This is a genomic window from Actibacterium sp. 188UL27-1, assembly GCF_016901225.1.
Classification (GTDB): Bacteria; Pseudomonadota; Alphaproteobacteria; order Rhodobacterales; family Rhodobacteraceae; genus 188UL27-1.
Map to the genome: position 1 here is coordinate 263240 of NZ_JAFEUL010000002.1, position 25440 is coordinate 288679.

Annotated in this window: 23 protein-coding genes and 1 pseudogene; 16 read left to right on the top strand and 8 right to left on the bottom strand. The window is 61.5% G+C overall.

The annotated features are described in order from the left end of the window. Nucleotides 1-205 precede the first annotated feature (205 nt). The 6 genes and pseudogenes from IU397_RS23785 to IU397_RS04410 all read right to left on the bottom strand — a co-directional run bounded on the left by IU397_RS23785 (nt 206) and on the right by IU397_RS04410 (nt 5453). Nucleotides 206-691 (bottom strand): NAD-binding protein, encoded by a 486-nt coding sequence (locus IU397_RS23785; protein WP_370541612.1) that lies wholly within the window; start codon nt 689-691, stop codon nt 206-208. Next, nucleotides 674-1095, bottom strand: a pseudogene (locus tag IU397_RS23790) (NAD(P)-dependent oxidoreductase); the annotation flags it as partial. The pseudogene IU397_RS23790 and the gene IU397_RS23785, both read right to left, overlap by 18 nt. Before the next feature lie 21 nt (nt 1096-1116). Beyond that, entirely contained in the window at nt 1117-2073 is a 957-nt protein-coding gene (locus IU397_RS04395) for a 2-hydroxyacid dehydrogenase (protein ID WP_204411128.1), read from the bottom strand. 15 nt (nt 2074-2088) lie between these two features. After that, nucleotides 2089-2937, bottom strand: coding sequence for a fumarylacetoacetate hydrolase family protein (locus tag IU397_RS04400; RefSeq protein ID WP_204411130.1), 849 nt, complete (start codon nt 2935-2937; stop codon nt 2089-2091). Nucleotides 2938-2946: 9 nt separating this feature from the next. After that, nucleotides 2947-4716, bottom strand: coding sequence for an IlvD/Edd family dehydratase (locus IU397_RS04405; RefSeq protein WP_204411131.1), 1770 nt, complete (start codon nt 4714-4716; stop codon nt 2947-2949). Further along, a complete protein-coding gene (locus IU397_RS04410) occupies nt 4713-5453 on the bottom strand; it encodes an SDR family oxidoreductase (protein ID WP_204411132.1) in 741 nt (246 codons plus the stop codon). The genes IU397_RS04405 and IU397_RS04410 overlap by 4 nt, the downstream gene beginning before the upstream one ends. Before the next feature lie 96 nt (nt 5454-5549). On the opposite strand from IU397_RS04410, the gene IU397_RS04415 reads away from it, so the two are divergent. The 15 genes from IU397_RS04415 (at nt 5550) to IU397_RS04485 (ending at nt 20620) form a co-directional block, all read left to right on the top strand. Next, nucleotides 5550-6425 (top strand): NAD(P)-dependent oxidoreductase, encoded by an 876-nt coding sequence (locus IU397_RS04415; protein WP_204411134.1) that lies wholly within the window; start codon nt 5550-5552, stop codon nt 6423-6425. Then, the gene (denD, locus tag IU397_RS04420) at nt 6422-7378 is read left to right on the top strand and encodes a D-erythronate dehydrogenase (RefSeq protein WP_204411136.1); all 957 of its coding nucleotides are present in this window, start codon (nt 6422-6424) and stop codon (nt 7376-7378) included. Before IU397_RS04415 ends, denD begins: the two co-directional genes overlap by 4 nt. A 142-nt stretch (nt 7379-7520) precedes the next feature. Beyond that, nucleotides 7521-8549, top strand: coding sequence for a TRAP transporter substrate-binding protein (locus IU397_RS04425; RefSeq protein WP_204411138.1), 1029 nt, complete (start codon nt 7521-7523; stop codon nt 8547-8549). Between the two features lie 89 nt (nt 8550-8638). Beyond that, entirely contained in the window at nt 8639-9469 is an 831-nt protein-coding gene (locus tag IU397_RS04430; RefSeq protein WP_204411140.1) for a TRAP transporter small permease subunit, read from the top strand. Beyond that, on the top strand, nt 9470-11095 hold the full coding sequence (locus tag IU397_RS04435; protein ID WP_204411141.1) for a TRAP transporter large permease subunit: 1626 nt from the start codon (nt 9470-9472) through the stop codon (nt 11093-11095). 104 nt (nt 11096-11199) lie between these two features. Then, on the top strand, nt 11200-12702 hold the full coding sequence (locus tag IU397_RS04440; RefSeq protein WP_204411143.1) for a UxaA family hydrolase: 1503 nt from the start codon (nt 11200-11202) through the stop codon (nt 12700-12702). Beyond that, a complete protein-coding gene (locus IU397_RS04445; RefSeq protein ID WP_204411145.1) occupies nt 12699-13532 on the top strand; it encodes a shikimate dehydrogenase in 834 nt (277 codons plus the stop codon). Before IU397_RS04440 ends, IU397_RS04445 begins: the two co-directional genes overlap by 4 nt. A gap of 40 nt (nt 13533-13572) precedes the next feature. Next, the gene (locus IU397_RS04450) at nt 13573-14460 is read left to right on the top strand and encodes an NAD(P)-dependent oxidoreductase (protein WP_204411147.1); all 888 of its coding nucleotides are present in this window, start codon (nt 13573-13575) and stop codon (nt 14458-14460) included. A gap of 3 nt (nt 14461-14463) precedes the next feature. Further along, nucleotides 14464-15369 (top strand): DMT family transporter, encoded by a 906-nt coding sequence (locus tag IU397_RS04455; protein ID WP_204411149.1) that lies wholly within the window; start codon nt 14464-14466, stop codon nt 15367-15369. Between the two features lie 85 nt (nt 15370-15454). Continuing rightward, nucleotides 15455-15775 carry an imm11 family protein gene (locus IU397_RS04460; RefSeq protein WP_204411151.1) on the top strand — a complete coding sequence of 107 codons (321 nt, stop codon included), beginning with the start codon at nt 15455-15457 and terminating at the stop codon, nt 15773-15775. An 81-nt stretch (nt 15776-15856) separates the two neighbouring features. Further along, entirely contained in the window at nt 15857-16876 is a 1020-nt protein-coding gene (locus tag IU397_RS04465; protein ID WP_204411153.1) for a Gfo/Idh/MocA family protein, read from the top strand. Further along, on the top strand, nt 16869-17876 hold the full coding sequence (locus tag IU397_RS04470; protein ID WP_204411155.1) for a Gfo/Idh/MocA family protein: 1008 nt from the start codon (nt 16869-16871) through the stop codon (nt 17874-17876). Before IU397_RS04465 ends, IU397_RS04470 begins: the two co-directional genes overlap by 8 nt. Then, nucleotides 17873-18928: a Gfo/Idh/MocA family protein gene (locus IU397_RS04475; protein WP_204411158.1), complete on the top strand. Its 1056-nt coding sequence runs from the start codon at nt 17873-17875 to the stop codon at nt 18926-18928. Before IU397_RS04470 ends, IU397_RS04475 begins: the two co-directional genes overlap by 4 nt. Before the next feature lie 64 nt (nt 18929-18992). Continuing rightward, nucleotides 18993-19364, top strand: a complete 372-nt coding sequence (locus tag IU397_RS04480; protein ID WP_204411160.1) for a VOC family protein — start codon at nt 18993-18995, stop codon at nt 19362-19364. Then, nucleotides 19343-20620: an alpha/beta hydrolase gene (locus IU397_RS04485; RefSeq protein ID WP_204411162.1), complete on the top strand. Its 1278-nt coding sequence runs from the start codon at nt 19343-19345 to the stop codon at nt 20618-20620. The genes IU397_RS04480 and IU397_RS04485 overlap by 22 nt, the downstream gene beginning before the upstream one ends. Nucleotides 20621-20662: 42 nt before the next feature. Here the strand turns inward: IU397_RS04485 and IU397_RS04490 are convergent, their stop codons facing one another. Both IU397_RS04490 and IU397_RS04495 read right to left on the bottom strand, forming a co-directional pair. Continuing rightward, nucleotides 20663-21085 carry a hypothetical protein gene (locus IU397_RS04490; protein WP_204411164.1) on the bottom strand — a complete coding sequence of 141 codons (423 nt, stop codon included), beginning with the start codon at nt 21083-21085 and terminating at the stop codon, nt 20663-20665. A gap of 235 nt (nt 21086-21320) precedes the next feature. Next, nucleotides 21321-24095, bottom strand: a complete 2775-nt coding sequence (locus tag IU397_RS04495) for a hypothetical protein (protein WP_204411166.1) — start codon at nt 24093-24095, stop codon at nt 21321-21323. A 216-nt stretch (nt 24096-24311) separates the two neighbouring features. Between IU397_RS04495 and IU397_RS04500 the strand changes: the two genes are divergently transcribed. Then, nucleotides 24312-25439, top strand: coding sequence for a hypothetical protein (locus IU397_RS04500; protein WP_204411168.1), 1128 nt, complete (start codon nt 24312-24314; stop codon nt 25437-25439). Nucleotide 25440: the final 1 nt, after the last annotated feature.

Here is a 25440-nt window from a genome sequence, read left to right on the forward strand (position 1 = left end):
TCACACAGAGATGTGTAGATCGCCCCCGCCGGTGGGATATTCCATAGGCTTGAAGATTTGCGGACCTAACGCCGCCTTGGTCGCCTGCGCTAAGGCAAACATGGTTATCAGAAATGATCTAACCCATTGAACGATATCGCCAGGTTCAGACCCGCGTGGGCCATCCGCACCCACGCTTCCCCGAGACCGTGAGATCTACCGGCAATTATCGATGTAGGCCGGTTCCGATGATGTCTTCGGTGATGCGGGCGACGGATTGGTTGTCTCCGTCCGGGTGTTTTGTGCGCCCGGCCTGGAAAAGCTGCATCGCGGTGCCCGCGGTGAAAAGCGGAACGCCAAGCTCCATCGCGAGATCCAGTGCGATGGTCAGGTCTTTGTGCATGGTGTTGATATGGCTGCCCGTGCCATCGAATGTGCGGTCGATGACGGTCCCAATGGCGGCCTTTGTGATGCCGCAGCCCGCGGCCGAGGTGGAGAAGACATCGTATAGGACCTGACCGGGCACGCCTGCCTTGGCCGCCAGTGCTGTAGCCTCGAACGCGCCGGTGAAGATGGAGCCGATCAGGGATTGCAGACAGGCTTTGACCGTTTGGCCATCACCGAATTCTGCGCCTACCCGGTGGATGTTCCCGGCGATGGACTGCAAAGCCGGGTCCGCATCTGTGAAGGTGTCGTCGGTTGCCGCGACCATCAGGGTAAGCGTGCCCCCTTCGGCACCCGGACGACCGCCGCTGACCGGGCTGTCGATCAGGCGCCAGCCGGTGCCCGCCCAGGCTTTGGCCAGATCACGGGCTTCGCGTGGTTTGATTGTCGCTGTCAGTACCAGGATCGCGCCCGGGGCGAGGGTTTCGGTCAGGCCGCCCGCAGCCAATGTTGCAGCGCGCGCTTGATCGCCGTTCATCACCATCAGAAAGACCAGTTCAGCGCCTGTACCGACATCGGCGGCGGAGGCGCAGGGCGTCCCGCCCATCGCCTCGAACGCGGCCATGCGGTTGGCGACAGATCGAACCCGCGTACCGTGAAGCCGGCATTGAGCAAGTTCTGCGCGATGCCAGACCCCATATCGCCGATGCCGATCATCCCGATGGTTTGCATGTCAGATCCTCCGGCAACCGTTCACAGGTGGGCGCATTCGGGTACGGGACTGATCGTCGTGCCATCCTTCAGGAACTGGGTGAGGTTGTCACAAACCAGATCTCCCATGGCCTGCCGCGTCTCAACCGTGGCGCTGCCGACATGGGGCAGCAGCACGACATTGGGCATGGTCAACAGCGCTTCGGGCACCTTTGGTTCGGCTTCGAACACATCGAGCCCGGCATAGCCCAGGCGACCTTCCTGGAGGGCGAGGACCAGTTCGGCCTCATCCACGACCGAGCCGCGCGAGACATTGATCAACGTGCCATCGGGGCCCAGAGCATTCAAAACCTCGCGGTTCACCAGCTTGTTTGTGGCCGACCCGCCCGGCGTGATGACGATCAACACATCGACATCCGCGGCCATCTTGGTCAGATCGCCGTAATAGGTGTAATCGACCTCTTTGGGATTACGGGAGTGATAAACGATTGTCGCATCAAAGGCTTTCAGCTTGTTCGCAATCGTCTCCCCGATTCGACCGAGCCCCAGGATGCCAACCGTGCGGTTCGACGGCGACCGGCTGATTGGTGCGTTGCCTTCGACATGCCAGCGCCCGGCGCGGACATAGGCTTCGTCCCGCAGAAACTCGCGGTAGAGTGTCAGCATCATCATGACGGCGGTGTTGGCGACCTCGTCATTCAACACATTCGGCGTGTGGGTGACGACAATGCCACGGGCGACGGCAGTGTCGGTATCGATGGCATCATAGCCGACGCCGTAGCCGCTGATGATCTTGAGGTTGGGCAGGGCCTTCATGATATCGGGGGCCACACCGTCATGGCCATTGGTGGCGACGGCCGTGATGCCTTCACCCTGTTCGGCCAGGAAGGTGGTGCGGTTATCGACCTTGCTGAGTTCATGGACCTTGTCGAAATCAGCGGCGAACCGGTCCATCATCCGCGGGGTGGCCCCGCCGATCAAAAGCATCTCTTTGGTCATGGCGGGGTCCTTTGATTAGCTGTCTTCGGTAACGGATTGTTTTTGCTGGCCCAGGCCTTGGATATGCAACTCCATCCTATCGCCCTTTTTCAGGTAGACTGGCGTGGGTTTGATGCCCATGCCGACACCTGGAGGTGTGCCGGTTGAGATCACATCGCCCGGATGCAGGGTCATCATCTGCGACAGGTGAGAGATGATCTGGGCCACGGAAAAGATCATGGTGGCGGTGTTGCCTGTCTGCATCCGCGTGCCGTTCACATCCAGCCACATATCCAGTGCCTGGGGGTCGGGCACCTCATCGCGGGTGACCAGCCAGGGGCCGGTCGGGCCGAACGTGTCGCAGCTTTTGCCCTTGGTCCATTGGCCGGACAGTTCTTTCTGGAAATGCCGTTCGGACACGTCGTTGACGATGCAGTAGCCCGCGACATGGTTCAGGGCGTCGGCCTCGGACACATATTTGGCGGCTGTGCCGATCACGACGCCCAGTTCAACCTCCCAATCGGTATGGGTCGATCCCCGGGGGATGGACACCGTATCGTTCGGTCCGATAATCGCGGAATTCGCCTTGAAAAACAGGATCGGATGGTCGGGGATGGCGGCACCGGTTTCGGCGGCATGGTCGGAATAGTTCAGGCCGATGCACAAGAATTTGCCGATATCGCCCACGCAAGGGCCCAGCCGCTGTTCGCCTGCAACCTCTGGCAAAGTCGTGGGATCGACGCTGCGCAGTGCCGCCAGGCTGTCATCGCCCAGCATGGGCCCGGCGATATCGGCGACATGGCCAGAGATGTCGCGCAATTTGCCATCCCCATCGATCAAGCCGGGTTTTTCAGCGCCGGGCGCGCCGTAACGAACGAGTTTCATACTGTCCCCTCAGTGGTTGTCGCGCGGCATGGGGCCGTGGGCGATGTCTTGGTATTTGGTGGCCCCCTCCAGGGTCATGCCTTCGGCGAAGGGTCGGACCTTGTCGCGGAAGATCTCTTGCCAGGGCGATTGGCTGACGGGTGTTTTGAAGTCGAGCGTGGCGCGGCGACCGGCCAATTCCGCCTCATCGACCAGCATATCCGCGGTGCATTTCGCCAGATCAATGCGCACGCGGTCCCCGGTTTGCACCAGGGCCAGCCCGCCGCCATCCGCCGCCTCGGGGGAGGCATTCAGGATCGACGGCGACCCGGACGTGCCCGATTGCCGCCCATCCCCGACGCAAGGCAGAGCATGGATACCCTTTTTCAGCAGGTAGGCGGGCGGGCGCATATTCACGACTTCTGCCCCACCGGGGTAGCCGATGGGGCCTGCGCCCCGCATGATCAGGATGCAGTGTTCATCCACGCCCAGGCTTTCATCATCAATGCGGTGGTGAAAATCCTCCGGCCCGTCAAAGACAATCGCGCGGCCTTCGAACGCATCGGGGTCATCGGGGTTCGACAGATAGCGGTCGCGGAACTCAGCAGAGATCACGCTGGTTTTCATGATCGCGCTGTCGAACAGATTGCCTTTGAGGTTGATGAACCCGGCATCCTTCAGCATTGGCGCATCGGTGGAATAGATCACATCCGGGTTGCCGGTCAGCACATCGCCGCAATTTTCGACCATGGTCTTGCCGTTTGCGGTCAGCGCATCCGGGTGGGGCAGCAGGCCCGCTTTCAGCAATTCACCGATCACGGCAGGGACACCACCGGCGCGATGATAATCCTCCCCCAGATATTTGCCCGCCGGTTGCAGGTTCACCAGCAGGGGGACCTTGTGGCCAAGGGTCTGCCAGTCGTCATTGTCCAGCTTGACGTTCAGATGCCGCGCGACGCCGTTGAGGTGAATGGGCGCGTTCGTCGACCCGCCGATGGCTGAGTTGATCACGACGGCATTTTCAAACGCCGCGCGGGTCATGATGTCGGACGGTTTCAGGTCGTCATGGACCATCTGCACGATACGCTTGCCGGTCTCGTAGCTGATGGCGCCGCGTTCGCGGTAGGGGGCAGGGATCGCTGCGGCACCGGGCAATTGCATGCCCAACCCCTCTGCCAGGGAATTCATGGTCGTCGCCGTGCCCATCGTATTGCAGTAGCCGACGGACGGGGTGGAGGAGGCGACCATCTCCATAAATCCATCATCGTCGATCTCGCCTGCGGCCAGCATTTCGCGGGCTTTCCAGACGATGGTGCCTGATCCCGTGCGTTCGCCATTGAACCAGCCGTTCAGCATCGGGCCGACCGACAGGGCGATGGCGGGGATGTTGACCGTGGCAGCGGCCATCAAAAGGGCAGGGGTGGTCTTGTCACAACCGATGGTCAGGACGACGCCATCGAGGGGATAGCCAAAGAGCGTCTCCACCAGCGACAGGTAGGCGAGGTTCCGATCCAACATCGCGGTGGGGCGTTTGCCCGTCTCCTGGATCGGATGGACGGGCACCTCGATGGCCGTGCCGCCGGCCGCGATGATCCCGTCGCGCACCCGCTTGGCCAGCTCCATATGGTGGCGATTGCAGGGGCTCAGGTCACTGCCGGTTTGGGCGATCGCGATGATCGGTTTGCCCGATTGCAGCTCCTCGCGGGTCAGGCCGTAATTCAGGTAGCGTTCGAGGTAGAGCGCGGTCATCTCAGGATTGTCGGGGTTGTTGAACCACCGTTGTGAGCGCAGTTGTGTCATTGGCCGCTCCAGCCTCCGTCGATGATATGGGGGTGCCCGGTCGTGAACGCGCTTTCGTCGCTGGCGAGGTACACCACAAGGGCTGCGATCTCTTCCGGTGTGGCGACCCGGCCCATGGGCTGGCGGGAGACGAACTGTTCCATCGCCTTATCGTAGCTGCCCAGCTCTTCGCCCAGGGCGCGCACCCTGTCATGCCAGCTGGGGCTTTCGACCGTGCCAGGGCAGATGCAATTACAGCGGATGCCGGTTTTGATACAGTCGACGGCCACCGATTTGGTCAGCCCGATCACCGCGGCCTTGGTCGTGCCATAGATAAAGCGGTTGGGCGCGCCGATCACACTGCCCAGGGCCGAAGACATGTTGATGATGGACCCTGTTCCGCGGTCCAGCATTCCGGGCAAGGCCGCGCGGATTGTGCGGTACATGGATTTGACATTCAGATCGAAGGCAAAGTTCAAATCGTCATCCGTTGCAGCCTGGATCGTGCCGTGATGGACGAAGCCAGCGCAGTTGAACAGGATATCAGGGTTGGCCCGGGCGACGCCCTCAGTGACCGCGGCATCGTCTCGCACGTCCAGCAGGTATGTCTCGCACCCGTCCAGGCCATCCAGCGCCTGAGCGTTGATATCGGTGGCAAACACTTGTGCGCCCTCTGCCGCCATGGTGAGGGCTGAGGCGCGGCCGATCCCCTGACCGGCTGCTGTTACCAATGCGCGTTTGCCTGTCAGTCGCCCCATCTCACCCCCGTTTTCGGCTCTTGTGTTAGCGCTAGCCTGCCGTCAGGGTAAGCGCAAGGGGCCGTGTCGAAATCGGCCAAAGGGGACGAAGATCAGATGAGCAAGACGATAGCTGTGATTGGCACCGGGTTGATGGGTGCGCCGATGGCCCGCAACCTTTTGGCGGGCGGTTATACCGTCCATGCGTGGAACCGGACCCGCGCTAAGGCGGAAGCCATCGACGATGCCACGGTCTGTGACACTGTGCCGGAGGCCGTGGCGGGTGCGGATTTCGTGCTTACGATGCTGAGCGATGGCCCGGCGGTGGATGGCTACATCTTTGATACCGCCGTGACGGATGCGATGGCGAACGGTGCCACATGGCTCGACATGTCATCGGCCAAACCCGAGGAGGCGCGGCGCCAGGCCGCCCATCTGGCCTCGCTGGGTTTTGGTCATCTCGACGCGCCGGTCTCTGGCGGCACGAAGGGTGCCGAAGGTGCGTCGCTGGCCATCATGGTGGGGGGTGATGCTGCGACCTTTGCCAAGGCCGAACCGGTCTTTGACGCCATGGGGCGCCCGGTTCACGTTGGCCCGTCTGGCTCTGGCCAATTGTCCAAGCTTGCCAATCAGGCCATCGTCGCGGTCACAATCGGTGCCGTCGCCGAAGCCACGCTGCTTTTGGAAAAAGGGGGGGCGGATCCCACGGCCGTGCGCGCTGCCTTGAAAGGCGGATTTGCGGATAGCGTGATCCTGCAGCAGCACGGCGCGCGGATGTCTGACCGCAACTGGGTGCCGGGCGGGCTGTCGAAATTCCAGGTCAAGGATCTGGACAACCTGCTGGCGGAGGCCGGCGGCCTCGACATCCACCTGCCGGTGGCCCAGCATGTCCGAGACAGGTTCCAACGCTTCGTCGCGGATATGGAGGGCGGTGACCTGGATCATTCCGGCCTGTTCCTGGAATTGCTTGACCAGAACGGGCTGAAACCATGAAGACCCTGATCATTGGCGGCGGTGGTATGATCGGTCAAAAGCTGGCGCGTAAGCTGGCCGATGCCAGGGATGACGTCATCCTGTATGATGTTGCCTATCCGCCCGATGGCGCCCCGGCTGGCACCCGACTGACCGGCAACCTTGCCGATGACGGCCAGGCCAAACGCTTGGCCGAGCTGCGCCCTGACGTGATCTATCACCTTGCGGCGGTTGTCTCGGGCGAGGCGGAAGAGAATTTTGACCTGGGCTGGCAGGTCAACATGATGGGTACCTGGGCCCTGCTTGAAGCGTTGCGGGCGGAACATATTGACAGCGCAGGCGCCTATCGGCCCCGGCTGGTCTTTACCTCATCCATCGCCGTCTTTGGCGCGCCATTCCCCGATCATATCGACGATACGTTCCTCAGCGCGCCACAAACCTCCTATGGCGCCCAAAAGGCCTGTTGCGAACTGATGGTCACAGATTTCAGCCGCAAGGGTTTCATCGATGGGCTATCCCTGCGGTTGCCCACGATCTGCGTGCGGCCCGGTAAGCCGAACAAGGCCGCGTCCGGGTTTTTCAGCGGTATCATCCGCGAGCCGCTGAATGGGGTGGAGGCGATCCTGCCCGTTCCCGATACGGTGCGCCACTGGCATGCCAGCCCGCGCGCGGCCATCGGCTTTCTGACCCATGCTGCCGCATTGGACACCGATCGACTGGAAGGGCGACGCGCGCTTAGCCTTCCGGGTGTGAGTTGCACCATCGCTGAACAGATCGAGGCACTGAAAGCTGTGGCTGGAAATGACATCGCCAAACTGATCCGCCGTGAACCGGATCCAGCAATTGAAGCCATTGTCAAAGCCTGGCCGCGCAATTTCGCCCCGGAACGCGCCATCTCGCTTGGTTTTCGGGCCGAGCCGTCGTTTCGCCGCATCATTCAGGTCTACATGGATGACGACCTGGCAACCGCCTGAATTTTGGACGATTTCATGAATGTATGCATTATCAGGAATTTTTGTTGCCGCTAACAAAGACCCTTGCTAGGCTTTGTCTACCGAGGGGAAAGACGGTGCCAAGCCGCGTGAAACCTAAGCCAACAATGTCTGGGAGGACATCATGAAACTGTTGAATTTCGCCGCGACCTCCGTCGCGGTGGCGGCCCTTGCGACGGGTGCTGCCGTGGCCGATGGCCATGACACCAAAACCACACTCCGGATCCAGACGCATTACGCGCCCGAAACGGTATCGGGCAAGCTGGCCGCGCAATATGTCGAGGACATTCAGGCAATGTCCGGCGGCAATATTGAGGTTGAGATGTTCTACTCCTCCTCGGTCGTCAAATCGGTCGAAACCTTTGATGCGGCCGCCACGGGCATCCTGGATTGCGACATGACCGGCGGTGGCTATCAGACCGGCAAGAACTCTGCCTTCCAGTTCGTGGGCGACATCATGGGCGGATATTCCACGCCGTATCAGCAGCTCAGCTGGCTGTATTACGGTGGCGGTCGCGAGGCTGCCGCGCCGCTTTACAACAAGTACGACATGGAGTTGATCGGCTGGTGGGTCTATGGGCAGGAGAGCTTTGCCTCGACCAAGCCCATCGCCTCGACGGAGGATTTCAAGGATTGGAAATTCCGCTCGCCCCCGGGCATGGAAACCAAGATCTTTGAAAAGCTGGGCGCCTCGCCCATCGTGATGGACTTTACCGAGATCTTCACGGCGCTGGAAACCGGCATCATCGACGGCGCGGATGCGTCTGGCCTGGCCAACAATGTGGGTCTGGGTTTGTATGATATTGCGAAATATGCCAACTTCCCCGGCTTCCACTCCATGCCGTCTGACCACCTCGCCTGCAATAAGGCGGTCTTTGATGCGATGCCCGAAGCGCATCAGCGCATCATGAAGGTCGCGATGGAGGCCCTGGCCCTGCGGACTGCGTTGACCTTTGAAAAGGCAAATGCCGAAGCCGCCGCCACGTTGCGTGAACAGGGCGTGACGCTGTCCGAATGGTCGACTGAAGAGTTGGCGAAGTTCCGTGCCGCAGCCCAGGCCACATGGCCCGAATTTGCGGATACGCCGGAGGCGAAGGCCCTCGTCGAATCGCACATGGCCTACCTGACCCAGCTTGGCCTCGTCGCCGAGTAAGCGTTTGAATGATCCCGGTGGCCCATCCGGGCCGCCGGTTTTGGCCCCGTAAACAAATACATACAAGCGGCCTGCCCAGGAGGAAGACCATGCAGCCCAATACCGGTCGGCCTGTCGAGTGGCTGGTCCCCTTGGCCTTTATCTTTTGCGCCGGATGGCTGATCTGGCACATGCCCGCCTTTATCCTGGATTGGGGAGGTCATGGGGATCAGCTGGCCGCGCATTTCGCCCGCGTGGATGTTGCACCCGGCCTGCCCGTGGTTCTGGGCAGCCATATCGATATCCTTGATCTGCTTTCGCTGATCATGATCCCTGTCCTTGCCGTCCTTGGTGTTATGACCGTCCGCCGTGCTCCCATGGAGTTTGAGGCATGGGGCCCGCTGGACCGTCTGTCGGTCTTTATCGGGCGGGTCACCATGATGCTGGTCGTCGTTTTGGTCAGCGTGATGCTTTACGAGGTGTTTAACCGCTACGTACTGAATGCAGGTACGCTGTGGGCCAACGAGATGTCGCTATGGCTGGCTGGATTTATCTTTTTGTGCTCTGGACTTTACGCCATGCAGCAGCGCAGCCATATCCGCATCTTCCTGCTTTATGATGTGTTGCCACGCTGGCTACAGAAGGTTTGTGATACGATCTCAACCCTGTTGATCGTGCTTTTTGCGTTCTTCCTGTTCTATGGCGGCTACGGCGAGGCGTTCCAGAAATTCGGGCGGTGGGAGCTTTATGGCTCGGCCTTTAACCCGCCAATCCCGGCCACGGTAAAGCCGACGGTGTTGTTCATCGTGGCGATGGTGGCCGTGCAGGCGGTGATCAACCTGATCTCGGACTGGAACGCCGAACCGGTGATTCATACCGCCGCCGATGACATCGATGAAGACGAGCTAAGGCGGCTCAAAAAGGCCGTGGGGACTGAATAAGTGGACATTGGAACAATCTCGCTGGTGCTGATGCTGGGGCTTCTGGCATTGCTGGCAATCGGGATGCCCCTGGGCCTTGCCTCCGCCATTTTGGCCGTGCTGGTGCTGGTCATGAAGTTTGAACCGGGCCTGCTGATGAACCCATTCGCCTTTGGTGACGGGATCCTGACGGGCAGGCCGGGATCGGGGCCGTTGAACATTTTGGCGCAGAAGATATACGGGCTCTTAACCGACTATGTCCTTATATCCATTCCGTTATTCATCTTCATGGCGGCTTTGCTGGAGCGCTCCGGCATCGCCAAGGACATGTATTCCTCCCTCAGTATCTGGCTGAACCGGACACGGGGTGGAATCGCGGTTGTGACCTCCATCATGGCGGTGATCATGGCGGCGATGTCGGGGATCATTGGCGGTGAAGTGGTGTTGCTGGGCCTGATCGCACTGCCGCAAATGCTGCGACTGGGCTATAACCAGAACCTTGCCATCGGTACGATTTGTGCGAGTGGGTCGTTGGGGACGATGATCCCCCCTTCTATCGTGCTGATCATCTACGGTTTGATCACAGAGACGTCGATCAAGGCCCTGTTTACCGCGGCATTCCTGCCGGGGTTCATGCTGGCCTCGTTCATCATCATCTACATCATCGTGCGCACCCGGCTGGTGCCGGAAGATGCGCCGCTGCCCGACCCCGTGCCGGGAGAGCCGGAAGGCCTTGAAAAATGGGCCCTTTTCGGTGCCTTCCTGGCGGTTCTGGTTGCGGGCTTTTCGACTGCCTTGTTCCTGCGGGCGCTATTTTTTGAGCTGTCGGGGCAGAATGCCTCCAATACCGGGGAGGCCATCACCCTGGGCACGGCGGATTATCTGCCATGGTTCGGTGGGGCCGTGATCCTGTCGATCGCGCTGATCTTTTTCGTTCTGGGCAAGGAGCGCACGGCCAAGGGTTGGGCCATGGGCAAGGGGCTGGTTCCCCCAATTGTGGTGATCGGTGTCGTCATGGGGTCCATATATGGGGGCATCACGGGCATTACGGAGGCTGCTGGCATGGGCGCCTTTGCCGTGTTCCTGTTGGCGCTGTTCCGCGGTGAAGCCTCGTTTGAACTGGTCTGGGACAGCCTGATGCGGACGCTGAAGTCTACCGGCACCATCATCTGGGTGACCATTGGAGCAGCCACATTGGCCGGGGCCTATACCATTGCGGGCGGGCCCCAATACGTGGCTGACCTGATCGTGGGATCGGACCTGCCGACCATGGGCATCCTGTTGATGATGATGCTTATCCTGTTGTTTATGGGCGCTTTTATGGATTGGGTCGGGATCGTTCTGCTGATCATCCCGGTGTTTCTGCCCATCGTTCAACGCCTGCCTATCGAAGAAATCGGCCTTTTTGGAGAGCTGAACCCCCGTTATCTGGCGGTATGGTTCGGGGTCCTGTTCTGTATGAATATGCAGGTCAGTTTCCTTAGCCCGCCCTTTGGCCCGGCGGCGTTCTACCTGAAATCTGTGGCACCGCCCCATATTTCCCTGACGGACATCTTTCGGGGGTTCCTGCCATTCATCTGCATCCAGATTTGCGCGCTGAGCGTGCTGCTGATCTGGCCGCCCATCGTCGAAGTTTTGCTCAAATAACCGGGGGCAGATGTGATGCACATTCCATGCACAAACCATGCATATCGCGTATGCATGGACCGCGGGTTGCATGGCTGGGGATGGCAACGGCGCGGTGACCTGAGATGAAGGATGTCATCTGCCTGGATCCGGCCGATGACGTGGTGACGGCGACGCGTAGCCTGGAGGCGGGCACCGCGGTCGAGGGGACGCAGACCACAACCCTCATCCCATCGGGTCACAAGATCGCCGTTCGTGACATCGCAATCGGGGATCCGATCCGAAAATATGCGCAAGTCATCGGATACGCGTCCGCCGCGATCCAGGCGGGGGACCATGTGCATACCCAGAACGTGGATTTCCGCGCGACCGAAGCGGATTATGAATTTGGCACAGATCTGCGGCCCGTGACCCCGGCCAGCGGCGATACGTTCCTGGGATATCGGCGTGACAGCGGGCGGGTGGGGACGCGCAATTACATTGCCATCGTGACGTCGGTGAACTGTTCGGCGACGGCGGCACGCCGGATTGCCGATGCGTTTGGGCCCGCGGAGTTGGCCGCCTATCCCAATGTTGATGGCGTCGTGGCGTTCGTCCATGGCACGGGCTGCGGGATGGCGGATAGCGGCGACGGGTTTGAGGCGCTGCAGCGGGTCATGTGGGGCTATGCCCGCCATCCCAACCATGCCGGTGTGCTGATGGTGGGGTTGGGTTGCGAGATGAACCAGATCGATTGGTTGCTGGAGGCTTACGGCCTGAAGCAGGGGCCGCTGTTCCAGACGATGAACATTCAGGGCGTGGCCGGGCTGCGCCGCACGGTCGAGATGGGTATCGAGAAGGTGCGCGCCATGCTGCCCTTGGCCAATGCGGCGGTGCGGGAGCCGTGCCCGGCCGCCGAGTTGATGGTGGCGCTGCAATGTGGCGGATCGGATGCGTGGTCCGGCATCACGGCCAATCCCGCGCTTGGCCATGCCTGCGACCTGCTGGTGGCGCAAGGCGGTACCGGTGTGCTGGCCGAGACGCCCGAAATCTATGGCGCCGAACATCTGCTAACCCGCCGGGCCGTGGACCGCGCCGTGGGCGACAAGCTGGTCGGTCTGATCGGCTGGTGGGAGGATTATACGGCGCGCAACAAGGGTTCGATGGATAACAATCCGAGCCCCGGCAACAAGAAGGGCGGGCTGACGACCATCCTGGAGAAATCACTAGGGGCTGCGGCCAAGGGCGGCACGACCCCCCTGACCGGCGTCTATAAATATGCGGAACCGGTGACCGCGCGCGGCTTCACCTTTATGGACAGTCCTGGCTATGACCCGGCCAGTGTGACGGGGCAGATCGCGTCGGGCTGCAACATGGTGGTGTTCACGACCGGGCGCGGTTCGGCCTTTGGGTCAAAACCTGCGCCCACCATCAAGGTCGCCACGAATTCAGAGATGTATGCCCGCATGACCGAGGATATGGACGTGAATGCGGGCGCGATGTTGAGCGACGGCGTGTCGCTGCAGGAGAAGGGGCGCGAGATCTATGACCTGATCCTGCGCGTGGCCTCTGGCGAGATGAGCAAATCTGAAGCGCAGGGTCTGGGCGATTACGAATTCGTGCCCTGGCAGATCGGGGCGGTGATGTGACCACCCTGCGCGCCGGTCTGATTGGGGAGAATATCAGCCGGACGCGGTTGCCTGCGGCCTTGCAGATCATGTGCAATCGGGCAGGTTTGCACCTGGAATTTGAACTGATTGATACGGCGGATCGGGTGGAGTTCGACCTTGCCGCCTGTGTCGATGACCTGCGCCAACGGGGCTGGTCCGGGGTCACCGTGACCCATCCGTGGAAACGCGCAGCGGCACAGTATGCCGGGCCCGGTATGGCCGAGGATGTGGCGCATCTGGGGGCCGCGAACTTGCTGGTTTTCGGTGACACGGTCGCCGGGTTTAATACCGATTACAGTGGTTTTCTGTCGGCCTGGCGGGCGCAACTGGGCCAGGATGTGCCGGGCCGGGTCGCGATGGCAGGGGCGGGCGGTGTTGCGCGCGCCCTTGGCCCGGCTTTGCAGACCCTCGGCGCCCTTCATGTGGTCTGTTGGGACGTGAGTCTCGCACGCGCCCAGGATCTGACAGCGCGATTGAGCGGGCCCGCCACAGCGCTAAAGCATGATGAGATTAGCCAGGCCGTGCGGACCGCCGACGGTGTGGTCAACGCGACCCCCATCGGCATGGCGGAGCATCCTGGCAGTGCTTTCGACTCGGCCGATCTGGGCGGGCAAAGCTGGGCATTTGATGCCGTCTACACGCCGGTGGACACGGCCTTTTTGCAAGATGCCAACGCCGCTGGTCTGCGCATTTTGACGGGCTTTGACCTGTTTCGGCACATGGCCCTGAGGTCGTTCCAGACCTATACCGGTGTCGATTTGCACCCAGACGAGATTATGCCCCACCTGCTGCGTTTGCAGCCGGTTTAGGGCCAGGCCCCCGCAACGGGATACAAAAGAGGATGATATAATGACGAAACCGGCAATCGGATTTATTGGCTTGGGCCTGATGGGCAGCGCCATGGTGGAGCGGTTGCAGGCGCAGGGATATGGCGTGACGGTCATGGCCAACCGGTCCCGTCCGCGGGTCGATGCGGCGGTCGCGCGCGGTGCGGTTGAGGTTGGCGCGGCGCAAAAGGTCGCGGCGGCCAGCGACATCGTGATGCTGTGCATGGACACCTCCGCCTCGGTCGAGGGGCGGATGCTGGGGCCGGATGGCGTGATTGCGGGATTGCGTCCGGGCGCTGTGGTTATCGATTTTGGCACATCCTTGCCGGGATCGACCAAGACGCTGGGCGCCAAGGTGGCCGCGGCGGGAGGGACCTATCTGGACGCGCCGCTGGGGCGCACACCGTCCCATGCGCTGGAGGGACAATTGAACATCATGTGCTCTGGCGACGCGGAGGCCTTTGCCACGGTGCGCCCTGTCCTGGATGATCTGGGGGAAAACGTCTTTCACCTGGGTGATCTGGGCACCGGCCACACGATCAAGCTGATCAACAACTTTTTCGCCATGACCACCGCGAACGCCATGGCCGAAGCCTTTGCCATGGCCGACAAGGCGGGGATTGACCGCAAAAGTGTCTATGACGTGATGTCGGCCGGGCCCGTCCATTCCGGGATGATGGATTTCGTGGCGGCCTATGCGTTGGAGGGCGATCCGAACAAGCTTGCCTTTGCGGTCAAGAATGCCTCGAAAGACGTTGGATATTATGCCCAGATGGCGGAGGATCTGGGCGTCGATAGCATCATGTCACGCTCGGCCAAGGCTGGGCTGGGCGCCGCTGTTGCGGCAGATATGGGAGAGGCCCTGGTACCCCAGATGGTTGATTTCTATGTCAAGACCTATGGCGGCTGATCCATGACCGGCATCGCGGCCCGCGCCCTGGAGGATCGGGCCGAACTGGGCATGGCGATGATGCTGGTGGCTTATCTGGTCTTTGCGTTCATCGACACGTCAGTCAAATGGCTTGTCCTGGCCGGGCTTCCTGCGGTGCAGCTGGCCTTCATGCGCTATGCCGGGGCCTTTGCGATCTCGGCCGTTCAAATCGTTTGGGGCGGGGCCCGGTGGGAGCGGTTCGCGACGGATCATCTGGGGCTGGTTCTGGTGCGCGGCGCGCTATTGATCAGCGCAACGGTACTGAATTTCATTGCACTGAAATACCTGACGCTGACGGTGACGTCGGCCATCATGTTTTCGGCGCCGATCATTCTGTGTGCCCTGTCGATGCCGTTATTGGGAGAGCGCGTCGGACCGTGGCGTTGGGCGGCGATCCTGTTGGGGTTTGTCGGCGTGATGGTCGTGATCCGCCCTTTTGGCGAGACGTTCCATTGGGCCGCGTTGCTGTGCGTCTATAACGCGTCTGCACTGGCGCTCTATTCGATCCTGACCCGGCGGCTGGCAGGGGTGGTCGCGACCGAGACGATGCAGATCTACATGGGTGGCCTTGGCACGCTGACGCTGTTGCCGTTCGCGGTTTGGGTCTGGACGGCGCCTGCGACCGGGCTGGACTGGGGGCTGATGGTGGCGCTGGGGATCTGGGGCTGGGGCGGGCATGAGCTGCTAACCCGCGCCCACGCCTTTGCGCCCGCCAACACGCTGATGCCCTTCACCTATTCCTTCATGATTTATTTGACCGTGGCGGGCTATCTGGTGTTTGCAGACCTGCCGGATGGCTGGACCTTGCTGGGCGCAGGTATCATCGTTGTGTCCGGCCTGATCATCTGGATGCGGGAGCGGCAGAGGGGTGTCGGGGCGCAGCGGTGAGGTGTGGAGATGGTGTATTTCGTCAATCCTGGGATTAGGCTCGAGGATCAAGAACCTGTCCATAGTGTTTATTTTGAGTGGCTTGATGGAGCCGGAGACGCATCAATTCTTCCCCATGGAGATCTTCGAGAGGAAGAAGAAAATTGCTGACTACTACTGGCTAAATGTCTGCAACCGACTGGATACGTATCATCCTGAGCTGACCTATCCCCGCAATGAACGCGGTTTCTGGAAATCTGTGGAAGGCGAGCCGGCCTCCCTTGTCTATTCGATGGAGGCCATCGGCGATCACCATATGTGGGTGGATAAGTTTGCCGGGCCGACTTTCATGTCCGATACCTTTGCTGCCCGGCTACAAGAAGCAGGGCTGACCGGAATTAGCTATCACCGAAAAGAGCAAGCCTGACGAGCGGGCACCGCAATGGGGTGGCATCGGTTGATGTCGTGGCGCTCCCCCGCCATAACTCATGGTAAGTTGGGGGGCAGCATGAAACAGGTGGCGTTGATCGGGTTGGGCATGGTGGCCGCAACCCATGTGCAGGCGATCCAGGCCAGTGGCGCGGTCACCTTGCGCGGGGTGCTATCGCGCGATGCGGATCGGGCGCGGGCCTTTCTGGAGCAGCAGGATGTCGCGGCGCGGGTTTATGGGGATCTGGCAGCGTTGGCCGGGGATCCGGCGCTGGATTTTGTCATCGTTGCCACCCCGCCCGATGCGCGGCTTGAGATCGTGCAGGCGCTGGTGGCGACGGGCAAACCGATCTTGTTGGAAAAACCCATTGAGCGGACGGCAGAGGCGGCGGCGCAGATCGTTGGCCTGTGCCGGGACATGCCCCTTGGGATTGTGTTCCAGCATCGCAAGCGGCCCGCCGCGATGCAGCTCATGGATCTGGTCGATCGAGGCGCGTTGGGAGCGTTGGCCGCGATTGAGATCGCGGTGCCCTGGTGGCGGCCGCAATCCTATTACGACGTGCCGGGGCGGGGGACCTATGCCCGCGATGGGGGCGGTGTTCTGCTCACCCAGGCGATCCACACGATGGAGCTGGCTTTGCGGTTGACCGGGCCGGTGGCGCGGGTGCAGGCGATGGCGCGGACCACGGCCCTTCACACCATGGAGGCGGAGGATTTCGTGGTTGCCGGTTTGGAATTTGCCAGTGGCGCCGTTGGGTCGCTGACGGCGAGCACAGCAAGCTTCCCCGGCGGGGCAGAGCGGATTGCGCTGCACGGAGCCCAGGGCTCTGCCATCCTGGATGCCGCCAGCCTCAGCCTGCATTGGCAGGACGGGCGGAGCGAGATTGTCGGTCAGGCGGCAGACACAGGCGGCGGCGCTGACCCGATGGCGTTTACCGCCGATTGGCACCGGGGGATCATTGAGGATTTCGCGGCCTGTCTGGAGACGGGGCGCGATCCGTGCGTGACGGGGGTGGAGGCGCTGCATGTGCATCGGCTGATCGACGCAATCCAAGTGGCCTCGCGCGAGAAACGATTTGTGGAGGTGGGCGATGGCTGATGCGGTGCGGATTGGGATCATCGGGATTGATCACCGGCATATCTATACCATGGCGCAGAACATGGTGGATGCGGGCGCGGAGCTGGCGGGGTGGTGGACCGACGGGACACCGGAGACATTGGAGGGCTTTGTGAAGCGGTTCCCGGATTTGCCCCGGGCCTACGACCATCGGCGTCTGCTAGAGGATCCGACGATTAACCTGATCTTGTTGGCGGGCATCCCCGCGGACCGGGCCGACATGGCCGTTGCGGCGATGGAGGCAGGCAAGGATGTGATGACCGACAAGCCCGGCTGCACGACGTTGGACCAGCTCAAGCGGTTGCGGGAGGTCGTGGCGCGGACCGGGCGGATCTGGTCTGTCGATTTCTCGGAACGGTTCGAGGTCGAATGCGTGACCCGCGCCGCCGAGCTGGTGGCCGAGGGTGCGGTGGGCCGCGTTGTACAGACCGTGGGGATTGGGCCGCACCGGCTGAACCGCGCGACCCGGCCCGATTGGTTTTTCGACCGGGCGCGGTATGGCGGGATCCTGGTTGATATCGCGTCGCACCAGATCGATCAGTTCTTGTATTTCACGGGTTCGGATACGGCGCGTGTGACCATGGCCAGCGTCGGTAACTTTGCCAATCCCAACGATCCGGGCCTGCAGGATTTCGGGCAGATCGCGTTGGAAAGCGACCGGGGCCATGGGTATATCCGGGTGGATTGGTATACGCCCGATGCGTTGCCGACGTGGGGGGACGGGCGGCTGATGATCCTGGGCACCGAAGGCCAGTTGGAGCTGCGCAAATACGTGGATGTTGGTGGGGCCGGGGGCACCGATCATCTGTTTCTGGTCAATGGCACGCGGTGTGAGCGGATCAGTGGGGGTGGCGCAGGGTTGCCCTATTTTGCCCGGCTGATCGCCGATATTCGCGACCGGACCGAGACGGCGATGCCCCAGGCCCATGCCTTTACCGTGATGGAGCTGGCCGTGCAGGCGCAGGCCTTGGCAGAGGCATGACCCTGCGCATTGCCATCATTGGGGCGGGCATTGGCGCGCAACATCTGGAGGCGCTGCTGGCCTTGCCGGATGATTTCACCGTCAGCCTGATCTGCGACCGTGATCTGGACCGCGCTGGTGATCTGGCGGGCAACATTGCGGTAACGGGAAAGATTGAAGACGTTCTGGCCAGCGATGCCGATATCGTTGATATCTGTCTGCCGCCGCTGATGCATGTGCCGATCGCGGTGCAGGCCCTTGGGGCGGGCAAGCATGTGGTTTGTGAAAAGCCGATTGCCTGTTCGCTCTGCGATGTGGACAGGCTAGAGGCTGCGGCCGCCCGGGCGGGCAAGCAGGTCTTTCCGGTCTTTCAGTATCGCTACGGTCCGGCCATGGCGCAGTTGCGGGCGTTGATGGCCGCGGAGCTGACGGGGCGGCCCTTTGTGGCCACATTAGAGACCCATTGGAACCGCGACGCTGCCTATTACGCTGTGCCCTGGCGGGGCACCTGGGCCGGGGAGCAAGGCGGCGCGGTTCTGGGCCATGCGATCCATATTCATGATTTGATCAGCGCGATCATGGGCCCGGCTGAGCAGGTCAGCGGTGTCGTGGCGACCCGCGTCAACCCGATCGAGACCGAGGATTGTGCGGCCCTGTCCTGGCGGAGCGCAGCCGGGGCGTTGGTCACCAGTTCGGTCTCGCTGGGCGGGGTCGATGACAGGTCGCGCATGCGGTTGCTGTTTGAACATCTGACAGCCGAAAGCGACAGCCCGCCCTATGCGCCGATGCAGGGCAAGTGGCGCTTTGCCGGGCGGGGTGCCGAGATGCAGGCGCGGATCGATACGGTACTGAAGCGGGTCAACCCCGAACCGTCGGGGTATCAGGGGTATTTTCTGGATATCGCTGCGGCGTTGTCCGGCAGGCCCAACAATGCGGTGACCCTGACGGCGGGGCGCGCCTCCGTCGCGCTGGTCAGCGCCATCTACAAGGCCGCGCGCAGCGGAGCAGCGGCCAGCACCGAGATTGCGAAACAGGATCCGATCTACCAGGGATGGGATCTGTCGCAGTCGTGAATACCGCTTGCGGGTGTCATCCCTTACAGCTGTGGCCCATAGCCGGAACCAAAGGAACAGGCACATGATCGGATATACAACACTCGGCGTGGCGGATTTGGACAAGTCCAAGGCGTTCTATTGCGACCTCTTTGCGGATCAGGGGGCCAAGGTGCTTATCGATGCCGGGCGGATTGCAATGATCGGGCCCGAGATGGGCAAGCCGATGATTGCCGTCTGTACGCCCTATGATGAAGAACCCGCCACGGTGGGCAATGGCGTGATGGTGGCCTTTCCCGCCCCGTCGAAAGAGGCAGCGGATGCCATGTATCACAAGGCGATCACTCTGGGTGCGACATGCGATGGGGCGCCTGGCCAGCGCGTGCCTGATCGCTTTTATGGCGCCTATGTGCGGGATCCGGATGGTCACAAGCTGTGCTTTTTCGTGTTTGGCTGATCCTGCGGTGGGGCGGGGTCGGGGCAGCCGCGTTGAGTACCGTTCTGACTTCCACCATGCCTGCCATGGCTGAGCCAGAGCCCTGTGCGGTCGGGATCTATCGCGGGCTGGCGCCAGGCTTTGTCGCGGTTACCCGGTCGCAGGCCGGTCTGCGCTACACCTTCAGTGATGGCCGGACCGGCGCGCTGGATCAGGATGGGATCCTGTGCAACGGGGGCCGCCTTCAACAGGTCGATGGCGTGCATGGGGACAGGGTGGCCTTGCGGGAGACCGATACGGTGGTCCGGGCGGGTGACATTTATCTGGCTGGACGTTTGATCGAACCACCCGGTGCGGGGCCCCATACACCGCTGGTGGTATATGCCCATGGGTCGGAGGAGACGGGTTGGCTGGACCACGCCCGGGATCCCTATCAGATGGTCGGTCGTGGGATTTCCGTCTTTGTCTATGACAAACGGGGCACTGGCCGGTCCGGCGGTGTCTATACCCAGAATTTTCCACAATTGGCCGATGACCTTGTTGCGGCCTCGCGCGAGGCAAAGCGGCTGGCCCAGGGGCGCTTTGGTCGTTTCGGCCTTTTTGGTCTAAGCCAAGGCGGTTGGGTCGCGCCCTTGGCGGCACGGCGGGCGGGTGCTGAATTCATCGGGGTCGGGTATGGGCTGGTCATCGATATCCGGGAGGAGGATGCCGCCCAGGTCGCACAGGATTTGCAGGCCGCCGGATACGGGGCGCAGACGCTCGCGGATGCGCGGCTGATCACGGATGCGACGGCCCGCATTGCGACCACCGGATCGGATGAGGCCATCGCTGCTTTTGCGCAGGTCCGCCGCAGATTTGAGTATGCGCCATGGTTTGGGCTGGTTCAGGGGGACTACACGGGCCTGCTGTTGAGCGTTCCCGTGGATGAGATCCGGATCAAGATCCTGCCCCGGTTCGTGCAGTATAACATCGATTGGTCACTCGATCCTGTGGAGGTGGTGCGCGCGGTGGAGGTGCCGCAGTTGTGGGTGCTTGCCGCGGCGGATCGCCAAGCCCCGGTGGATCTGACGCTGGAGCGATTGATTAAGCTGCGGGATGCCGGGCTGAATATCGCGATCCATACCTTTCCGACGACGGATCACGGCATGTGGGAATATGAGGATCAGCCCGACGGGTCGCGCGATTTTACCAGGATCACAGCGGGTTTTTATGACCTGATGGCAGATTGGGCCAAGGGCGCATTATCCCCGCCCTATGGACGTGCGACGCAACCCTAGCGTGGCAAATAAGATGCGGACCGGCCATGACAAGGGCCGTGGTCAAGGTGCAGCTGTGTCGTCTTGGCCCTTCCGATGCAGCCACCGCGTCAACACGATGATCCGCATCGCAGCGACCATGAAGATCAGAATATCAATCACCAGTGCCAGGGTGGGCACGACCAGTGAAGCGGTCAGCGCGTAGCCCTGGTTCGACAGGTTGGCCAATCCGTTGAACGCGCCATAGCGGTAGGACATCCCCTGGGCCACAAACAGCAACGTGATGATCAGGCTGTCGCGCCAGGTTGCAAATAACAGGACCCAACGATCTGCTTGGGGATCACCCGTGTCCGTTTCCCGTCCATGCCCGTAATATGCGAAAGCTATGACAGAAAGCCCGACTGCGAACACCAGGCAGACCACGGAGATGGAATACATGGTATCTGCGAAATGTGGCGAGGCGATGAGAGTTGAGAATGTGTCCATTTCATCTGTCCCGGAAGGAGGTCAGTTTCGTTTGGGGCCAACCGGGGATCTGCAGTCTATCGGGCGACCTGGCCGGGTTTTTGAGGATGTGCGAGCCATTCGCCCGCGGGATGATTGACGAAGCCGTTGGGTTTTATGCACAGTTCCACCATGGTGGCAGCACTGGCATGGGATTAGGTTATCTATTCCGGTCTACGATTCGATTGGTTTCGATCTGACGGACCGAACGGCCCGATTATCCTTGGGGCATCTTTAACACGAGGTTGCGGCCACCTTTCACGTAGCGCAGTTCCTCATTGCCGATGGCCGCCACGCGACCGCCATCAACCCGGTCCCCGATTTTGACTCGCATCAGCTTGCCGGATGGCAGGCGTACCAGGGCCCGGCGCTGGTTGGGAGGGCCGAACACGCCGATAAGGTTCACACGGCCCAACCGAATCGCATCTTTTACAGTTGCCTGGCGCGCGACCGAAGCCCGGGTGGGCGTTGTTGGCCTTAGCCGTTGATTGCGCGATACGGCAGGTCCTGACCGCGTCGTCGCTGTCGAGGCACTAGCGCGCACGGCACGATTGTTATCCTCGGCACTCGGCTGGGCGCTGCGAGCCGGTGCACGGGGCCTGTTCTTGGGTGCTATGGATGCGGTAACGGCCAAAGCGCTTGGTGGCCGGTTTGCGGCGGCGGCCTCTGCGGCAAGTTTGGCGGCAAGCTCCTCGGCTTCCTGCTGGGCGCGGGCCTCTGCCTCGCGCTCGGCAGCCGCCAAAGCGGCGCGAACTGCCAACGCCTCCTCCACCACGTTCTGAGGGCGACTTCTGGGTGTCAATGCCGCAAGTTCAAGCCGTGTCCGACCGCCCAATTGCGACCGCTCCGCCTCCTGCAGCAGGTTGGCGGGACGGGGACGCGGCTTGAACCCGGCAAGGCCGGTACCAGCTTCGGCCTCTGGTTCGGTCACCGGTGCTCCGGTTCCGTCGGGGCGGGATGGCGGCACGATCCACGGTCTGCCCGCAAACACGGTGTATCCTTCGGGTGCCAGCGTGCCGCCGGGGGTTGGGGTGACCAACCCATCGGCACCTTGTGCAACAGGGGCGTCCGTGGGTGCGGGGTTCGGCACACGTGCGACCGGTCGGTCCGTATCCTGTTCCCCCCCGTTTGGCAGCGCGATGGCATCCTGGCTGCGGATGGTCGGATCGATTGAGGCGATGTAAAGTTGATCAAGGTCGCCTTCGCCGGGCATGTAGCGGCGCGGCGAAATTTGTTGCCAGATCCCGGTGGCGGCATGGGCCTTGCGAACCTCGTCTTGGTTCGGAATGACGGGTTCTTCATCGCTCAGGGCCACGTCATCGGTGATGGATGCGTCGGGTTCCGGCGTGATCAGCGCGGTATCTTCGGGAGGTTCTGCGCCATCGGCCGTTTGGCCATCGTCGGTCAACAGGGGCTCGGTCAGGTCTTTGGGAGCATCCGGGACGGCGGATTGTGGTTCATCGGCCAGACTGGCGACCTGCAGACCCAGATTCTCGTTTGCCTCATCTTGATCTGCCAGGGGGCCCTGTATGGCGGTGGCCACATCGGGCGCCTGGTCTACCAGGGTCGTTTCGGCAGCAGGTGGCGTGGAGGCTCTGCCCGCAATATCGTCATCCCCCACCAAGAACAGACTGGACCAGACACCAACGCCCGCCATGATGCCCAAAAGGCCGAGGGTGAGCATCAGCCCGATACGCGGGCCACTGAATGACCCGTTATCGGCCCGTGCGGAAAACACGCCCAGATCCGGCTCGTCCATTTTGGGCGTGGGTGCGCGACGGCTGCCGACCCGCTGCGCCAGTTGAGCCGCGAAAGAGGGACGTGGATCGGCATCAATTGGTGCAAGTTCTTCGACCGCGGCGGGTGCATTATCCGTGCGGGCCGCGCGGTCGGCCAAGGCCTGTTTCAGGGATGCTGGAACAGGAATGCGGGCGGGTTGCGCCGGTGGATCCAGGTCTGCCGTGAGGTCCGCTGGTGGAACCTCGCGGGTGGCCCCGCCGAGCCGGGCGGTTGGCGGCACATCCGATGTCGCGGGTGCGGGATCCTCAAGGGCAGGGGTCGCACTGTCCTCATCTGCGAGAGCCTTGCGGCGCATGGAGGAGAATGCGATCAGCGTGTCGAGGTTTGGCTCATCGGTCTCTGGTTCTGCATCCGCTTCCGTTTGGGCGGGAGGGCCAGCTTCTTCTTTCTGGTCGGTATCTGGCGGTGATGCAATTTCAACCGGCATATCCTCCGGCTCTGGGTCAGCGACCTCGTGGGTCGATTCCTCATCGGCGCTGGGCTGTTCGGTTGCTGCCTTCTCGGGCATTTCGAAATCTGGTTCGGCGTCGGTAAGGTCGTCTTCAGCTATGTCTGAAGCCGCGACATCTGTATCGTCATTGTTAGTTGCGACTTGCGCATCGGCGGTTGCCGTTTCCGGGCGATCCGATACGAGCGCGTCGATATCGGCGTCAGACAGAATACCGGCAATTGCAATCGGCGCGTCAGCCCGGTTTGGTAGATCCCCCAACCCGGCCGCCTGGTTGGTTGCGCCAAAGAACGGTTCGACCGGATGATCCGGTGCTTCGGGGATGCCGACGAAGGCAACGGGATTAAACCCGTGTTGCGCTGCAAAACTCTCTGCCTCGTCAAGTGTTTGGCGCGCCACGACAGCGATTTGAAGCTGGTCGTCTTGCGCGACCCAATCCTTGATCAGATCCGCGACGGGATAGGGCGTCGCGCCCTCCAAGGCGGCATTGACCCGGTCGGCATCGGTTGAATCATTGGCGGTGGCTGTCGCCGTGGTGTAAAAGATCTGGGAGTTCGGCAGGACCAGCTTGGTCGCGAAATCAGGCCCGGCAATCCGGTGACCCAGATCACGCAAACCCGCAAGGGCCTGTGCAAAATCAGGATCATCAAAACGGGCCTTGCCAAGGCTCCACCAGCCGTTGCCGTTATCGTGCAACAGTGCAATCGCCTCATGGGTGAGGTTCAGGGCAAAACGAACAATCATTTCTATGGTTTACCGATTCCTAGCCCCGGGGCAGAGCCCCCTTGTCGTGTAAGGCTCATCTATAGCACGAAATTGCCGCCCTTAACAAATTAGTCACCTTTTGACGTCGCAAGACCTGCATGCCGGGCGCGACATTACCCAATCGTCGCCTAATCCTTGCCACCTTTCGCGATCATTGCGGACCGGTGAACAATCATGGCGTGTAGAGGCTGTTGCATGGATGGACGCGTGCTGCTTGTGGCGTTTGCCGGTCTTGTCGGTGCCGTTCTGTTTTTGGGCGGGCGATCCGTTATCCTGCCCGATATTCCGTTGGCCACAGGGGGCCAAATGGTTCCCATGGGCGGATTGTCCGGTCAGGTTCAGGGGGATCGGTCAGACCCAAATTCCTATGTCACCGAAAAGGCCGGAACGATGCGGGCTAATGGACCTGTCGCAGCCACAGAGCATCTGACGGCGCAGTTCATTGGCAAAGTGCTGGACGGGCATCGCCGTGGCGGTGCCAGTGCGCCACCCGTCGCCGTAATTCCATTTGAGCCGCAGGATCGCTGCAGTTTTACCCGGCCCGCCGCGGGCAGTCGCGTCGTCAATCTGGTGGCCCGGTCCAGCAATCTTGACACCCACACCTACCTTTATTCCGATGAGATGGTGCGCAGTCGGACCGAAGGTTTCTTGAAAAATTATCGAGAGAAAGGCAGCGCCCAGATCGCGGTTTATCCCAGCAAGTTCGAAATGTCGGGCCTGGACGTGGCGGTGTCTGAAACGGAATTTCCAGTGCATCTGGTTTTGCATACCGGGCGGGCAACCCTGTGGCATGTGCATCACCAGTCGGATACGCAAATCACCGGAGTGACGATCATCGGTGGCGACGCCGCCGCAATTGCAGGTTTGCCCAGCGGCACACCGGTAGAGGCGTTGCTGAACCCGCAGCTGGCGAAATGCGGCATCAGTCCCGTCACGCAGCCGCTGGTGAACCCGGTCTTTCTCAGCTCGGTCGAGATCGGTGTCATCAGCAAGGCCGAGGCCGAGGTGAAGATCGCCCAGTGGCGCGATATCGAGCAGGGCTATGATCGCTGGTTCAAGGGTCAGTTCGGGATCCCGTCAACCACCACGCGGATAGGATATGAGAACGGCAATGTCATTCTGGTGGGTCCACTGCCTACGGACGAGACCGAACTAGTGCCCTATACTGCGCTGGATCAGAAAACGGTGCGCATGGCGACGACCCAGAACGTCTTGACCGGATCGGCATCGGACTTTCGGGATAACCTGCGGGGCAAGGTTCGTGCGTTGGCGGAACAGATCGCGGGCGGCAATCTGGATTCGATCAGGGTTGGAGGGAATTAGG

What these genes read in the sequence shown, in the direction of transcription:
- IU397_RS23785 (WP_370541612.1), bottom strand. Translation starts at nt 691, where the DNA reads ATGGTCGCGGCAACCGACGACACCTTCACAGATGCGGACCCGGCTTTG.
- IU397_RS04395 (WP_204411128.1), bottom strand. Translation starts at nt 2,073, where the DNA reads ATGACCAAAGAGATGCTTTTGATCGGCGGGGCCACCCCGCGGATGATG.
- IU397_RS04400 (WP_204411130.1), bottom strand. Translation starts at nt 2,937, where the DNA reads ATGAAACTCGTTCGTTACGGCGCGCCCGGCGCTGAAAAACCCGGCTTG.
- IU397_RS04405 (WP_204411131.1), bottom strand. Translation starts at nt 4,716, where the DNA reads ATGACACAACTGCGCTCACAACGGTGGTTCAACAACCCCGACAATCCT.
- IU397_RS04410 (WP_204411132.1), bottom strand. Translation starts at nt 5,453, where the DNA reads ATGGGGCGACTGACAGGCAAACGCGCATTGGTAACAGCAGCCGGTCAG.
- IU397_RS04415 (WP_204411134.1), top strand. Translation starts at nt 5,550, where the DNA reads ATGAGCAAGACGATAGCTGTGATTGGCACCGGGTTGATGGGTGCGCCG.
- denD (WP_204411136.1), top strand. Translation starts at nt 6,422, where the DNA reads ATGAAGACCCTGATCATTGGCGGCGGTGGTATGATCGGTCAAAAGCTG.
- IU397_RS04425 (WP_204411138.1), top strand. Translation starts at nt 7,521, where the DNA reads ATGAAACTGTTGAATTTCGCCGCGACCTCCGTCGCGGTGGCGGCCCTT.
- IU397_RS04430 (WP_204411140.1), top strand. Translation starts at nt 8,639, where the DNA reads ATGCAGCCCAATACCGGTCGGCCTGTCGAGTGGCTGGTCCCCTTGGCC.
- IU397_RS04440 (WP_204411143.1), top strand. Translation starts at nt 11,200, where the DNA reads ATGAAGGATGTCATCTGCCTGGATCCGGCCGATGACGTGGTGACGGCG.
- IU397_RS04450 (WP_204411147.1), top strand. Translation starts at nt 13,573, where the DNA reads ATGACGAAACCGGCAATCGGATTTATTGGCTTGGGCCTGATGGGCAGC.
- IU397_RS04455 (WP_204411149.1), top strand. Translation starts at nt 14,464, where the DNA reads ATGACCGGCATCGCGGCCCGCGCCCTGGAGGATCGGGCCGAACTGGGC.
- IU397_RS04460 (WP_204411151.1), top strand. Translation starts at nt 15,455, where the DNA reads ATGGAGCCGGAGACGCATCAATTCTTCCCCATGGAGATCTTCGAGAGG.
- IU397_RS04465 (WP_204411153.1), top strand. Translation starts at nt 15,857, where the DNA reads ATGAAACAGGTGGCGTTGATCGGGTTGGGCATGGTGGCCGCAACCCAT.
- IU397_RS04470 (WP_204411155.1), top strand. Translation starts at nt 16,869, where the DNA reads ATGGCTGATGCGGTGCGGATTGGGATCATCGGGATTGATCACCGGCAT.
- IU397_RS04475 (WP_204411158.1), top strand. Translation starts at nt 17,873, where the DNA reads ATGACCCTGCGCATTGCCATCATTGGGGCGGGCATTGGCGCGCAACAT.
- IU397_RS04480 (WP_204411160.1), top strand. Translation starts at nt 18,993, where the DNA reads ATGATCGGATATACAACACTCGGCGTGGCGGATTTGGACAAGTCCAAG.
- IU397_RS04490 (WP_204411164.1), bottom strand. Translation starts at nt 21,085, where the DNA reads ATGGACACATTCTCAACTCTCATCGCCTCGCCACATTTCGCAGATACC.
- IU397_RS04495 (WP_204411166.1), bottom strand. Translation starts at nt 24,095, where the DNA reads ATGATTGTTCGTTTTGCCCTGAACCTCACCCATGAGGCGATTGCACTG.
- IU397_RS04500 (WP_204411168.1), top strand. Translation starts at nt 24,312, where the DNA reads ATGGATGGACGCGTGCTGCTTGTGGCGTTTGCCGGTCTTGTCGGTGCC.